The sequence below is a fragment of the Pseudomonas sp. MF08831 genome (assembly GCF_059862645.1).
Genome location: NZ_JCBCUX010000005.1, coordinates 413,943 through 427,007, shown reverse-complemented (window position 1 = coordinate 427,007; position 13,065 = coordinate 413,943). Strand labels below are relative to the sequence as shown.

The 13,065-nt window shown below is 61.2% G+C and carries 13 protein-coding genes; 7 read left to right on the top strand and 6 right to left on the bottom strand.

Going from position 1 to position 13,065, the window contains the following annotated elements:
- Positions 1–2: 2 nt before the first annotated feature.
- On the bottom strand, positions 3–1,199 hold the full coding sequence (locus AC19YS_RS13740) for an SfnB family sulfur acquisition oxidoreductase (RefSeq protein WP_179677142.1): 1,197 nt from the start codon (positions 1,197–1,199) through the stop codon (positions 3–5).
- Between the two features lie 154 nt (positions 1,200–1,353).
- Positions 1,354–1,917 carry a helix-turn-helix domain-containing protein gene (locus AC19YS_RS13735; RefSeq protein ID WP_500601987.1) on the bottom strand — a complete coding sequence of 188 codons (564 nt, stop codon included), beginning with the start codon at positions 1,915–1,917 and terminating at the stop codon, positions 1,354–1,356.
- Between the two features lie 92 nt (positions 1,918–2,009).
- Here AC19YS_RS13735 and AC19YS_RS13730 point away from each other — a divergent pair, with 92 nt between their 5' ends.
- The 7 genes from AC19YS_RS13730 (at position 2,010) to AC19YS_RS13700 (ending at position 9,192) form a co-directional block, all read left to right on the top strand.
- Entirely contained in the window at positions 2,010–2,939 is a 930-nt protein-coding gene (locus AC19YS_RS13730; protein ID WP_500601985.1) for a DMT family transporter, read from the top strand.
- Positions 2,940–3,149: 210 nt separating this feature from the next.
- Positions 3,150–6,074 (top strand): monovalent cation/H+ antiporter subunit A, encoded by a 2,925-nt coding sequence (locus tag AC19YS_RS13725; RefSeq protein WP_500601983.1) that lies wholly within the window; start codon positions 3,150–3,152, stop codon positions 6,072–6,074.
- Positions 6,074–6,418: a Na+/H+ antiporter subunit C gene (locus AC19YS_RS13720; RefSeq protein WP_200624414.1), complete on the top strand. Its 345-nt coding sequence runs from the start codon at positions 6,074–6,076 to the stop codon at positions 6,416–6,418. Before AC19YS_RS13725 ends, AC19YS_RS13720 begins: the two co-directional genes overlap by 1 nt.
- On the top strand, positions 6,415–8,097 hold the full coding sequence (locus AC19YS_RS13715; RefSeq protein ID WP_106578790.1) for a monovalent cation/H+ antiporter subunit D: 1,683 nt from the start codon (positions 6,415–6,417) through the stop codon (positions 8,095–8,097). The genes AC19YS_RS13720 and AC19YS_RS13715 overlap by 4 nt, the downstream gene beginning before the upstream one ends.
- Complete coding sequence (locus AC19YS_RS13710) at positions 8,094–8,582, top strand: Na+/H+ antiporter subunit E (RefSeq protein WP_106578791.1); 489 nt, start codon at positions 8,094–8,096, stop codon at positions 8,580–8,582. The genes AC19YS_RS13715 and AC19YS_RS13710 overlap by 4 nt, the downstream gene beginning before the upstream one ends.
- Positions 8,579–8,857 carry a K+/H+ antiporter subunit F gene (locus AC19YS_RS13705; protein ID WP_106578792.1) on the top strand — a complete coding sequence of 93 codons (279 nt, stop codon included), beginning with the start codon at positions 8,579–8,581 and terminating at the stop codon, positions 8,855–8,857. Before AC19YS_RS13710 ends, AC19YS_RS13705 begins: the two co-directional genes overlap by 4 nt.
- Entirely contained in the window at positions 8,854–9,192 is a 339-nt protein-coding gene (locus tag AC19YS_RS13700) for a Na+/H+ antiporter subunit G (RefSeq protein WP_106578793.1), read from the top strand. The genes AC19YS_RS13705 and AC19YS_RS13700 overlap by 4 nt, the downstream gene beginning before the upstream one ends.
- 125 nt (positions 9,193–9,317) lie before the next feature.
- Here the strand turns inward: AC19YS_RS13700 and AC19YS_RS13695 are convergent, their stop codons facing one another.
- The 4 genes from AC19YS_RS13695 to cysS form a co-directional block, all read right to left on the bottom strand.
- A complete protein-coding gene (locus tag AC19YS_RS13695) occupies positions 9,318–9,776 on the bottom strand; it encodes an HIT family protein (protein WP_200624415.1) in 459 nt (152 codons plus the stop codon).
- A 317-nt stretch (positions 9,777–10,093) separates the two neighbouring features.
- Positions 10,094–10,537: a hypothetical protein gene (locus AC19YS_RS13690; protein WP_500601980.1), complete on the bottom strand. Its 444-nt coding sequence runs from the start codon at positions 10,535–10,537 to the stop codon at positions 10,094–10,096.
- Between the two features lie 16 nt (positions 10,538–10,553).
- Positions 10,554–11,198, bottom strand: coding sequence for a hypothetical protein (locus AC19YS_RS13685; RefSeq protein WP_500601979.1), 645 nt, complete (start codon positions 11,196–11,198; stop codon positions 10,554–10,556).
- Positions 11,199–11,650: 452 nt separating this feature from the next.
- On the bottom strand, positions 11,651–13,039 hold the full coding sequence (gene cysS, locus AC19YS_RS13680; RefSeq protein WP_448200985.1) for a cysteine--tRNA ligase: 1,389 nt from the start codon (positions 13,037–13,039) through the stop codon (positions 11,651–11,653).
- Between the last annotated feature and the right edge of the window lie 26 nt (positions 13,040–13,065).

Sequence of the window (13,065 nt, the reverse complement as noted above, 5' to 3'; positions counted from 1 at the left end):
CCTCAGTTCCAGGCGTGGCGGGCGGGTTTCACGCCGTTGAGCACGAAGTTGCCGATCAGGTGATATTTCCAGCGGGCCGGGTCGTGCAGGGTGTGGGTGCGCGCATTGCGCCAGAAGCGGTCGAGGTTGTGCCTGGCGGTCACCGAGCGAGTGCCGGCGAGTTCGAAAAGTTTGCTGCTGGCGAGCAAGGCGGTTTCGGCCGACAGCACTTTGGCCTGGGCGACGACCAGCGAGGCGTGGGCCACGGTGTCTTCGTTCGGCTCGGCCAGGGCCAGGTCGACCGCTTTGCCGGCTTTGGCGAGGATGGCCTCGGTGCCGTGCACGCGCCATTGCAGGTCACCGATGGCGGCGATGGTGAAGGGGTCTTGCCAACCATGCTCTTGTTGGCTGTCAATCCAGGGGCGTGCCTGGCGGGCATGGATTTTGGCGTGCTCAAGCGCGCCAAGCGCGATGCCGGTGTCGACGGCGGCCTGGATGATCTGCGAAATCGGGCCATTGGCGGTGGGTTGGTCAAAGGCCAGGTGAGCCGGGATCACTGCGGTGCGCGGCACGGTCACACCGTCGAGTGTCACCGCGCCGCTGGCGGTTGTGCGCTGGCCAAAGCCGTCCCAGCTGTCAATGACCGTGAGGCCCGGCGCATCGCGCTCAACGAACGCGATATAGGCCTGGCCGTTTTCATTGTTGCCGACGGTGGGCACGATATGCGCGAACAGCGCGCCGGTGCAGTAGAACTTCTCGCCGTTGATGTGTGCGGTGTCGTGCTCAAAACGAATCTGGGTATCAAACGTGCCGGCGTTTTTGCTTTTGGCTTCGGAGAAGGCATTGCCGAACCGATAGCCCGCCAGGACCTTGCCGAAGTAGTGGCGCTTTTGTTCCTCTGTGGCGGTTTGCAGCAGAATGTCCACCACGCCCAAATGGTTCTGCGGGATTTGCCCCAGCGATGGGTCGGCGGCGGAGATCAACTTGATCACCTCGGCCACCGTCACATAAGACACCTCGGCGCCGCCATAGGCTTCAGGAATGGTGATGCCCCACAAACCGCTGGCAGAAAACTCGTCAAGTTCGGCCACAGGCAAGCGCCGCTCGCGGTCGCGTGCGCTGGCGTCGACGGCAAAGCGTGCGGCCAGGCGCGTGGCGACCTCGATGGCTTCGGCGTCCGAGCGGATGATATGGGCAGGTTGTTGAGGGTGGGCTGACATGGCCGACTCCAGGCTCCGGTGAGATGACCTGGGTGATTGCAGGAGTCGTGCCTGAATGTAATCGCCAATAAAATCAGAGTGTTGCGGCCAAAATCTTGAAAGGCCTGCGTGTGCAGGCGAGCAAAGTGTCCATCCACTGTTGCCTGGCAGACAGTTAGATCACCACGTTGCGCACAAAGCGCACCGCCACCTCACCATCATTGCGATAGCCGTGGGCCTGACGACTGGCGAACATGAAGAACTCACCGGTGGCCACGTGTTTTTCTTCATCATCGAGGATCAGGGTCAGGCGGCCTTCGAACACAAACAGCTGCACGCTCCAGCCTTCCGGGTCGGGTTCCGGGCTGTAACGGTCGCCCGGTTCCAGGCGCATCTCCCACAACTCCACTTCGCGCCGGGCAGTGGCCTTGGCCAGCAATACAGCTTTACTGCCGGGAATGTCGCCGGCCCACGCCAGCTCGTTGATGCGGCTGTGATCGCCGGCATCCGGCGCCTGGATCAAGTCGCTGAAGGCTACATCCAGGGCTTCGGAGACGCGGTCCAGGGTGGACAGGCTGACATTCTTCTCGCCCGCCTCGATGGCCACCAGCATGCGCCGGCTGACACCGGACTTTTCCGATAGCGCGGTCTGGCTCATGTCGGCAGCATGCCGCAGACGACGGACGTTCTGGCTGACGTGTTGCAGGACCGACGCCCGATGTGGATTTTCTTTGTGCACTATATTGCTCAATAGGTAGGTGTGCGCAGTATACTGCCCAGCGTGCGGCGCATTGTGCGGTCCGTGCCTTTCCCTTGCAAGACCGAGCCGCCATGACTGCCCCGAACCCCTCCTCACGTTTCAACCGTTTCAGCAAAGCCGAATGCATTCTCGTGGTGATCACCATGATCTGGGGCGGCACCTTTTTGCTCGTGCAACATGCGATGACGGTCAGCGGGCCGATGTTTTTCGTGGGTCTGCGGTTTGCCGCAGCAGCCATCGTGGTGGGGTTCTTTTCGTTGCGCACCCTGCGCGGCCTGACCTTGTTCGAGTTGAAAGCCGGCGCCTTCATCGGCACTTCGATCATGTTCGGCTACGGCATGCAGACCATCGGGCTGCAGACTATTCCGAGCAGTCAGTCGGCGTTCATCACGGCGCTGTATGTGCCGTTCGTGCCGCTGCTGCAGTGGTTGGTGCTGGGTCGCCGCCCAGGGCTGATGCCGGCCATCGGCATCATGCTGGCGTTTACCGGCTTGATGTTGCTCACCGGCCCGGCAGGCGCGTCGCTGAACTTCAGGCCCGGCGAAATCGCCACGCTGATCTGTGCAGTGGCGGTGGCCGCCGAAATTATTCTGATCAGCGCGTTTGCCGGGCAGGTGGATGTACGCCGGGTGACCGTGGTGCAACTGGCCACGGCGTCGTTATTGTCGTTTCTGATGGTGGTACCGATGGGGGAACCCTTGCCAGGGTTTTCCTGGTTGCTGGTATTCAGTGCGGTGGGCCTTGGCTTGACCAGCGCGGTGATCCAGGTCGCGATGAACTGGGCGCAGCAGAGTGTCTCGCCGACACGCGCCACCTTGATCTACGCCGGTGAACCGGTGTGGGCCGGCGTGATCGGGCGGATGGCCGGTGAGCGCTTCCCGCCGATCGCGATGGTGGGGGCGGCGTTGATTGTGGCGGCAGTGATTGTGAGTGAGCTGAAGACTAAAGGGCAGAAGGCCATCGACCTGCAGGATGAAAGGGAACAGGAACAGCAGGGCTAAGGTCTGACCGCTTGCACTGGCTGTCAGATCGCCATCGCGGGCAAGCCCGGCTCCCACAGGGGCCGTGGTGAGGGCTGCAACGGAGCCAGCCGAAACAATGCTAAACGGGGGTTTTCAGCCTACCTTGTAGGATCCTGCCACATCTTGGCGTTTGGTGATCGAGAAAGCGGCACGTATGATGCATCCCAAACTCCCGCAGATTAGAAGCCTATGTCCCTGATAGTTCTACTGCTTCTGCCGTTTATTGGCAGCTGTCTGGCGGCCTTGCTGCCGCACAATGCACGTAACACCGAATCCCTGCTGGCTGGCCTCGTGGCCCTGGTCGGCACCATTCAAGTCGCCCTGCTCTACCCTCAGATCGCCCACGGTGGCGTGATCCGCGAAGAATTCATGTGGTTGCCCAGCCTTGGGTTGAACTTCGTGCTGCGCATGGATGGGTTCGCCTGGCTGTTCTCGATGCTGGTGCTGGGCATCGGCTCGCTGGTGTCGCTGTATGCGCGCTACTACATGTCGCCGGACGACCCGGTGCCGCGTTTCTTCGCGTTTTTCCTGGCCTTCATGGGCGCCATGCTCGGGCTGGTGATTTCCGGCAACCTGATCCAGATCGTGTTCTTCTGGGAACTGACCAGCCTGTTCTCGTTCCTGCTGATCGGCTATTGGCACCACCGCGCCGATGCCAGGCGCGGTGCCTATATGGCGCTGATGGTCACCGGCGCGGGCGGCCTGTGCCTGTTGGCCGGCGTGATGCTGCTGGGGCATATCGTCGGCAGCTATGACCTGGACCAGGTGCTGGCGGCGGGCGATCAGATTCGCGCGCACTCGCTGTACCCGGTCATGCTCGCCTTGGTGCTGATCGGCGCCCTGAGCAAAAGCGCACAGTTCCCCTTTCACTTCTGGCTGCCCCACGCGATGGCGGCGCCGACGCCGGTTTCGGCCTACCTGCACTCGGCGACGATGGTGAAGGCCGGCGTGTTCCTGCTGGCCCGCCTGTGGCCGTCGCTGTCCGGCAGCGAAGAATGGTTCTGGATCGTCGGCGGTGCCGGCGCCATCACCCTCCTCCTCGGCGCTTACTGCGCCATGTTTCAAAACGATCTCAAGGGCCTGCTGGCCTACTCCACCATCAGCCACCTCGGGCTGATCACCCTGCTGCTGGGCCTCAACAGCCCGCTGGCCGCCGTCGCTGCGGTGTTCCATATCCTCAACCACGCCACGTTCAAGGCCTCGCTGTTCATGGCCGCGGGCATCATTGACCACGAAAGCGGCACCCGTGATATTCGCAAGCTCAGCGGTCTGGTGCGCCTGATCCCGTTTACCGCGACCCTGGCGATGGTGGCCAGCGCGTCGATGGCCGGGGTGCCGTTGCTCAATGGCTTCCTGTCCAAAGAGATGTTCTTCGCTGAAACGGTATTTATCTCGGCGACCGCCTGGGTGGAAATTGCCCTGCCGATGATTGCAACCATCGCCGGCACCTTCAGCGTCGCCTATGCGCTGCGCTTTACCGTCGATGTGTTCTTCGGCCCGCCCGCAACCGACCTGCCGCACACGCCCCACGAACCGCCGCGCTGGATGCGCGCGCCGGTAGAACTGCTGGTGTTCACCTGTCTGCTGGTGGGCATCTTCCCGGCCCAGGTGGTCGGCTCGATCCTCGCCGCTGCCGCACTGCCGGTGGTCGGTGGCGTACTGCCCGAGTACAGCCTGGCGATCTGGCACGGCTGGAACGCGCCGATGATCATGAGCCTGGTGGCGATGTCCGGCGGCGTGGTGCTCTACCTGCTGCTGCGCAAACAGCTCAAGCGGGGCCGCTTCAAGTACCCGCCGGTCATCAGCTACTTCAACGGCAAGCGCATGTTCGAACGCAGCCTGGTGGTGATGATGCGCGGCGTGCGCCGGATCGAAAAACGCATCAGCACCAAACGCCTGCAAACCCAGCTGTTCCTGCTGGTGATGACAGCGGTGATTGCAGGTTTGATCCCGATGCTCAACAGCGGGCTCAGTTGGGGCGACCGGCCGAAAATCCCGGGCTCCATTGTGTTTGTGACCTTGTGGCTGCTGGCAATTGCCTGCGCCCTCGGCGCTGCCTGGCAAGCCAAGTATCACCGGCTGGCGGCCCTGACCATGGTCAGCGTGTGCGGCTTGATGACCTGCATCACCTTCGTGTGGTTCTCGGCGCCGGACCTGGCGTTGACGCAGTTGGTCGTCGAAGTGGTGACCACCGTGCTTATCCTGCTGGGCCTGCGCTGGCTGCCACGGCGGATCGAAGAAGTGTCGCCACTGCCCAGCTCGCTGCGCAAGGCGCGCATTCGCCGCCTGCGTGACTTCCTGCTGTCCACCGTGGTGGGCGGCGGCATGGCGCTGCTGTCTTATGCGATGCTGACCCGCCAGACCCCCAACGACATCTCCTCGTTCTACCTCAGCCGCGCCCTGCCCGAAGGCGGCGGCAGCAACGTCGTCAACGTGATGCTGGTCGACTTCCGTGGCTTCGACACCCTCGGCGAAATTACCGTGCTCGGCGCCGTGGCGCTGACGGTATATGCCCTGCTGCGGCGCTTCCGCCCGTCCAAAGAAAGCATGCAACTGCCCGCGCAACAGCGTCAGTTGGCGCCGGACGTGGCCACCGACCTGGTCAACCCGCGCCAGGCCAGCGACACTGCGCTGGGCTTCATGATGGTGCCGGCGGTGCTGGTGCGCCTGCTGCTGCCAATTGCGCTGGTGGTGTCGTTCTACCTGTTCATGCGCGGTCATAACCAGCCGGGCGGCGGCTTTGTCGCAGGCCTGGTGATGTCGGTAGCGTTCATCCTGCAATACATGGTTGCCGGTACGCAGTGGGTTGAGGCGCAGATGAGCCTGCGGCCAATGCGCTGGATGGGTTTTGGCCTGCTTTCGGCCACCCTGACCGGGCTCGGCGCACTGTTTGCCGGTTACCCTTTCCTCACTACCCATACCTGGCATTTCAGCGTGCCCGTGCTCGGCGATATCCATATCGCCAGCGCACTGTTCTTCGACGTCGGCGTGTACGCCATGGTCGTCGGTTCCACGCTGCTGATGCTCACCGCCCTCGGCCACCAGTCCGTGCGGGCCCACAAACCGAGCAACCAGGCGAAAAAAGTGGTTGCCGCAACGCAAGGAGCCGCCTGATGGAAGAAGTCATCGCAATTGCCATTGGGGTCCTGGCGGCCTCCGGCGTCTGGCTGATCCTGCGGCCACGGACGTTCCAGGTGGTGATGGGCCTGTGCCTGCTGTCGTACGGGGTCAACCTGTTCATTTTCAGCATGGGCAGCCTGTTTATCGGCAAGGAGCCGATCATCAAGCACGGCGTGCCGCAAGACTTGCTCCACTACACCGATCCCCTGCCCCAGGCGCTGGTACTGACGGCCATCGTGATCAGCTTCGCCATGACCGCGCTGTTCCTGGTGGTGCTGTTGGCCTCCCGCGGGCTGACCGGCACTGACCATGTAGACGGCCGGGAGCCCAAGGAATGACGTGGATCAATCAACTGATCGTCGCGCCGATCCTGCTGCCGTTGCTGACCGCCGCACTGATGCTGATGCTCGGCGAAAAACGCCGCCCGCTGAAGGCAAAAATCAACCTGTTCTCCAGCGTCGTCGGCCTGGGCATCGCCGTCCTGCTGCTGTACTGGACACAACAAGGCGGCCCCGGCTCGATCGGCGTGTACCTGCCGGGCAACTGGCAGGTACCGTTCGGCATCGTCCTGGTGGTGGACCAACTGTCGGCGATGATGCTGGTGCTCACCGGGATCATCGGCGTGAGCGCGCTGCTGTTCGCCATGGCCCGTTGGGACCGCGCCGGCACCAGCTTCCACGCGCTGTTCCAGATCCAGATGATGGGCCTTTACGGCGCCTTCCTGACAGCGGACCTGTTCAACCTGTTCGTGTTCTTCGAAGTGCTGCTGGCGGCGTCCTACGGTTTGATGCTGCACGGCTCGGGCCGTGCGCGGGTGTCGTCGGGGCTGCATTACATCGCGATCAACCTGCTGGCCTCGTCGCTGTTCCTGATTGGTGCGGCGATGATCTATGGCGTCACCGGCACGCTGAACTTTGCTGACCTGGCGCTGAAAATCCCCTTGGTGCCAGAGGCCGATCGCGGCCTGTTGCATGCCGGTGCGGCGATTCTGGCAACAGCATTCCTGGCCAAAGCCGGCATGTGGCCGCTGAACTTCTGGCTGGCGCCCGCCTACTCCTCGGCCAGCGCGCCGGTGGCCGCGATGTTTGCGATCATGACCAAGGTGGGCGTGTACACCGTGCTGCGCCTGTGGACGTTGCTGTTTTCGGGGCAAGCCGGTGCTTCGGCACTGTTCGGCGGCGACTGGCTGGTGTACGGCGGCATGGCAACGATCATTTGCGCCGCATTGGCGATGGTCGCGGCGCAGCGGCTGGAACGCATGGCCAGCTTGAGCATTCTGGTGTCGGCCGGGATTCTGCTGTCGGCCGTGGGCTTTGCTCAGCCAAGCCTGACGGCCGGGGCGCTGTTCTATCTGGTCAGCTCGACGCTGGCGTTGAGCGCGCTGTTCCTGCTGGCCGAACTGATCGAGCGTTCGCGCTCGGCCAATGACCTGCCGCTGGATGAGGAAATCGACGCGCTGCCCAAGGCCATGGAATCGTTGCATCCACGGCCCGGCGTGAACCTCGACGATGAACAGAAAGCCGTGGTCGGTCAGGTGATTCCATGGACCATGGCCTTCCTCGGCTTGAGCTTTGTCGCCTGCGCATTGCTGATTATCGGCATGCCACCGCTGTCTGGCTTCATCGGCAAGCTCAGCCTGTTGAGCGCGCTGGTTAACCCGCTGGGGCTGGGGAATGCCGTGGATGAACCCATACGCCCCGCCGCCTGGGGCTTGGTGACCTTGCTGATCCTGTCGGGCCTGGCGTCGCTGATCGCCTTCGCCCGTCTGGGCATCCAGCGCTTCTGGACGCCGGAAGAACGCCCGTCGCCGCTGCTGCGCCGCTACGAGTGCCTGCCGATCTTCTTCCTGCTCGGCCTGAGCATTCTCCTGACGTTCAAGGCCGAGCCGTTGATGCGCTACACCCAGGCCACCGCCGAAAGCCTGAACAACCCGGAACACTACGTGATGGCCGTCTTGGCGACGCGCCCGGTGCCAAGCCCTGAAGCCAAGACCGCCGCCCTGGAGGTGCAGCCATGAGCCGTCTGTTCCCTGCCCCCTGGTTATCGCTGGCGTTGTGGCTGTTATGGCTGGTGCTGAACCTGTCCGTCAGCCCCGGCAACCTGCTGCTCGGCGCGTTGCTGGGCTTTCTTGCCCCGCTGCTGATGGCGCCGCTGCGCCCGTTGCCGATCCGCATCCGCCGCCCTGGGGTGATCCTGCGCCTGTTCCTGGTGGTGGGCCGCGACGTGATCATTTCTAATCTGCAAGTGGCCTGGGGTGTGCTGATCTGCGGCTCGCGTGCGCCGCGTTCGCGCTTTATCAAAATCCCGCTGGACCTGCGCGACGCCAACGGCCTGGCCGTGCTGTCGATGATCACCAGCGTCACACCCGGCACGGTCTGGTCGGAACTGGCGCTGGACCGCAGCATTCTGCTGTTGCACGTGTTCGACCTTGAGGATGAAGCGCCCTTTATCGAGCACTTCAAAACCACCTACGAGCGGCCCCTGATGGAGATCTTCGAATGAGCGCCCTGCTCTCCAACGCGATCCTGATCAGCCTGTTCCTGTTCTCGCTGGCCATGGTGCTGACACTGGCACGCCTGTTCAAAGGCCCGTCGGCACAGGACCGGGTTCTGGCACTGGACTATCTGTACATCCTGGCGATGCTGATGATGCTGGTGCTCGGCATCCGCTACGCCAGTGACACCTACTTTGAAGCGGCGCTGCTGATTGCGCTGTTTGGCTTTGTCGGGTCGTTTGCCCTGGCGAAATTCCTGCTGCGTGGTGAGGTGATTGAATGATGCCGTTATGGGTTGAAGCCTGCGTGGCGGTATTGCTGGTGCTGAGCAGCGTATTCGCACTGATCGGCGCGATCGGTCTGCTGCGCATGAAGGACTTTTTCCAGCGCATGCACCCGCCGGCGCTCGCCTCTACGTTGGGTGCGTGGTGTGTGGCGTTGGCGTCGATCATCTACTTTTCGGTGCTCAAGTCCGCGCCGGTGCTGCACGGCTGGTTGATTCCGATTCTGCTGTCGATCACGGTGCCGGTGACCACGCTGCTGCTGGCTCGCACTGCACTGTTCCGCAAGCGCATGGCCGGGGACGATGTGCCCGCCGAGGTCAGCAGCCGCCGCTGATTTCTCAGGCGGACACAGTAAAACATGTGGGAGCGGGCTTGCTCGCGAATGCGGTACATCAGTCACACATGTATTGACTGACACTGCGCATTCGCGAGCAAGCCCGCTCCCACATTAATTTTGCGCTAGGCGAAGGATCGGATTCTGGCCGCCAGCTCTGCCAACTCAGCATCATCTGCCCGTACATGATCGTGGGACGAGATATAGCCCTCATACGCCTCGAAGAACTTATCCACCTTCGAGCTCAACGGCTTGAAGGCACTGTCCGAGCCCGTCCCATGCATGGGAAACAACTTCGCATGCAAATGATCCACCCCATAGCCTTCCAGCATCATCCCCGTTCGGGCCACATCGGGAAACGCACGGTCGATCTGAAGCGCGGTTTTCTTGGCTGCAACGGCAAGCCCGGCCAACACCTCATCCGACTGCGCAAACGCATAGCTGCCGTAGTGCTGCTTGGGGATTACCACGCTGAAACCCGGCGTGTTAGGGAAGATCGACAGGAACGCCATGTGGTGTTCGTCTTCCCACAGAAGGTGGGCCGGGGACGTTTTGCGGACAATGCTGCAGAAAATACACTCCATTTAAATCACCGCCAGTTTCATCATGGGTTTGGTCGTGGCGAACATCTAAAGCCATGATTGGGCAAGCGTCAAAACAAAAGACAATTTTCCGAAAGCTCTTACGAAATTGAGATCAGAAACGCCACGGTGATGGGCCGCCCTGATCGATGAGCTGATCATCACGCGTATCCCGGTGCTTTTGGGACAAGGGATTCCCTTGTTCAGCCAGATTGGTAGTGAGCGTGAACTGCGCCATGTCGGCACGTATGCGTCGCAGAATGGGTTTGGCAAGGTGCTCTGGGACGGTAAAGGGGCCAATCAACAGCCCCAATCACACGTCAAACCAAGGTCACCGCGTTGGCGTAGATGTCAGTCGGTGGACTCCCGCCTTGCCTACCCCACACTTCCTCTCGCCCATTGATCACTGCAAGCGAATGGCCTACCATTTGACCGTTAACCGCAACGCCATGAGTCACAAGACCCAGTTGCCCACGCGCCAAGTTTTCAACAGTGGTTTTTTGGATGCGGGCACTCAGGCCCAGGCGCACGAACCCATTGTAATTGTGACCAAAGGGCTCACCGTCATTGATGCTGTATAACGCGCTCTCGAAACCTCGCGCGGCATAACCGTCGTTATTCTCCACTTGCGCCCGTTTAGCACTCACGGCATACAGAAAATTAGCATCTGCCACCATCGCCGGATTATCGCCACTGAACTCAGATCTATAGGTTGCCTGCGCCAGCTCATCTTTGGACAGGTGGTACCAGCGGTCATCCCGCATCTGTATGTTCCAGCCATCACCCGCTGCTATTACCTGCTGCTATTACCTGCTTGTAAATATCGGTCGGCTTCTGGCCAAACTTCATCATTGCGACCTTTATGGCTGCCACCGTCGTGCAATTGCTTTTATTTGGCCCCTGCTTGAAACCACTCCAGATATTGCCGGGTTCATTACCCACGCCAGGTCTTCTGCCAGGATTACTCCTGTCGGTGTAGAGGTCATCAAGACTCATCCTCTGAGTGGGAGTGTTATGACTTACCTGTCGCGGATGACGAAGCCCAGGTCCGTTATGTGCACGGGGGTGGCCAGTGTCATGCGACCGGCTGGAGAGAGACTCTCGCCCCGCATCCGGGAACAGGTGCTGTATAGACTGAAAAACTGCCGCTTGGGAGGCTATGTAAACGTCCAAGGTTTGAATCAGCTTGTGGAGATCGTTCTTGAACGTACCGCTGTCCACCTTTTCCAGAAGCGCCTTCAAACTGAAAGATAACCGTTGAGCCATTTGTGCCTTGGAACCTGTCGCATCAAATAACTCATTGAGCTGCTGTTTGACCGCAACCACTTCGGCCGCAGGCGCAACGGAAACCGCCCTGGGTCGCACCCCATTTGGCGCATACCCGGCGCCCACACCTCCCGTCCCTGCCGCCCCTGAATTCCACATCTGCAACGCTCCCGATTAAGTGAAAAGCCCGCAGGGCTCTCACCCGCTCAGTGGTAAGTCGGATGCGGACAGTTCCATACCCTGTGTAGGCTCGCTGCCCTGTCCATCGCAGAACTTTCAACGACAATTCGAGGAAGCGCTGGCGTGCCCTTCGATAGCATTGCCTGGGTAACGCTGATGCACCGAGGCGTCTGCATCGCAGGCAAGCCAGCTCCCACAGAAAAGCAAAACCCAGGCGGCATTGCAGCCAACCAAATTGTGGAAGCTTAACTCGGTCGAATTGTGGGAGCGGGCTTGCTCGCGAAGGCGGTGGGTCAGTCAACAGATTCATTGGCTGATGCACCGCCTTCGCGAGCAAGCCCGCTCCCACACTGGACCGAGTGAGCCGTTAAAACGATGTACAAAAAAAACGCCCCGAACCAGTCGGGGCGTTTTCATTCAGCGTTTACCAATCAAGCCTGATCAGCCAACCGCCACGTCGTCCCGCCCTTCCCGTCTTCCAACACCACACCCATCGCGGTCAGTTGGTCACGGATACGGTCGGATTCCGCCCAGTCTTTATTAGCCCGCGCAGCCAAACGCGCCTGAATCAGCGCATCAACTTCAGACGCATCCACACGCCCTTCAGCGCCGGCTTGCAGGAAGTCATCGGCTTCCATCTGCAGCACGCCCAGCACGCTGGCCAGCTCTTTCAAGCGTGCAGCCAGCCCGGCCGCTGCTTGCAGATCGGTCTCGCGCAAGCGGTTGATCTCACGCACCATCTCGAACAGCACTGCGCAGGCTTCCGGCGTGCCGAAGTCGTCGTTCATCACTTCGGTAAACCGTGCCACGAACGCTTCACCGCCGGCAGGCGCCACGGCTGGCAGGCCTTTCAACGCGTGGTAGAAACGCTCCAGGGCGCCTTTGGCGTCCTTGAGGTTGTCTTCCGAGTAGTTGATGGCGCTGCGGTAGTGGCTGGACACCAGCAGGTAACGCACCACTTCCGGGTGGTACTTTTCCAGCACGTCGCGGATGGTGAAGAAGTTGTTCAAGGACTTGGACATCTTCTCGCCATTGATGCGGATCATGCCGCAGTGCATCCAGGCGTTGGCGTACGTCTTGCCGGTGGCAGCTTCGCTTTGGGCGATTTCGTTTTCGTGGTGCGGGAACTCAAGGTCGCTACCGCCGCCATGAATGTCGAAAGTCTCGCCCAGGCAGCAGGTGGACATCACCGAGCACTCGATGTGCCAGCCCGGACGCCCGGCGCCCCATGGCGACTCCCAGCTCGGCTCGCCGGGCTTGGTGCCTTTCCACAGCACGAAGTCGAGCGGGTCTTGCTTGGCTTCGTCGACTTCGATGCGTGCGCCGATGCGCAGGTCTTCGATTTTCTTGCGCGACAGCTTGCCGTAGCCCATGAACTTGGCCACGCGGTAGTACACGTCGCCATTGCCGGGGGCGTAGGCATAACCCTTGTCGATCAGGGTCTGGATCATCGCATGCATGCCCGGGATGTGATCCGTGGCGCGCGGTTCCATGTCCGGCTTGAGGATGTTGAGGCGCGCCTCGTCCTCGTGCATGGCAGCAATCATGCGTTCGGTCAGCGCGTCAAACGACTCGCCGTTTTCGTTGGCACGGTTGATGATCTTGTCGTCGATGTCGGTGATGTTGCGCACATAGGTCAAGTCATAGCCGCTGAAACGCAACCAGCGGGTCACCAGGTCGAAGGCAACCATGCTGCGGCCGTGGCCGATGTGGCAGTAGTCGTACACGGTCATGCCGCACACGTACATGCGCACCTTGTTGCCATCCAGCGGCTTGAAGACTTCTTTGGTCTTGCTCAGTGTGTTGTAGATCGTTAGCACGATGCGTCCTTTTCTCTGTATGCAAA

Bases quoted from the DNA above. Each gene is read 5' to 3' on its own strand.
- AC19YS_RS13740 (WP_179677142.1), bottom strand. From the start codon at position 1,199: ATGTCAGCCCACCCTCAACAACCTGCCCATATCATCCGCTCGGACGCC.
- AC19YS_RS13730 (WP_500601985.1), top strand. From the start codon at position 2,010: ATGACTGCCCCGAACCCCTCCTCACGTTTCAACCGTTTCAGCAAAGCC.
- AC19YS_RS13725 (WP_500601983.1), top strand. From the start codon at position 3,150: ATGTCCCTGATAGTTCTACTGCTTCTGCCGTTTATTGGCAGCTGTCTG.
- AC19YS_RS13720 (WP_200624414.1), top strand. From the start codon at position 6,074: ATGGAAGAAGTCATCGCAATTGCCATTGGGGTCCTGGCGGCCTCCGGC.
- AC19YS_RS13715 (WP_106578790.1), top strand. From the start codon at position 6,415: ATGACGTGGATCAATCAACTGATCGTCGCGCCGATCCTGCTGCCGTTG.
- AC19YS_RS13710 (WP_106578791.1), top strand. From the start codon at position 8,094: ATGAGCCGTCTGTTCCCTGCCCCCTGGTTATCGCTGGCGTTGTGGCTG.
- AC19YS_RS13705 (WP_106578792.1), top strand. From the start codon at position 8,579: ATGAGCGCCCTGCTCTCCAACGCGATCCTGATCAGCCTGTTCCTGTTC.
- AC19YS_RS13700 (WP_106578793.1), top strand. From the start codon at position 8,854: ATGATGCCGTTATGGGTTGAAGCCTGCGTGGCGGTATTGCTGGTGCTG.
- AC19YS_RS13695 (WP_200624415.1), bottom strand. From the start codon at position 9,776: ATGGAGTGTATTTTCTGCAGCATTGTCCGCAAAACGTCCCCGGCCCAC.
- AC19YS_RS13690 (WP_500601980.1), bottom strand. From the start codon at position 10,537: ATGCGGGATGACCGCTGGTACCACCTGTCCAAAGATGAGCTGGCGCAG.
- AC19YS_RS13685 (WP_500601979.1), bottom strand. From the start codon at position 11,198: ATGTGGAATTCAGGGGCGGCAGGGACGGGAGGTGTGGGCGCCGGGTAT.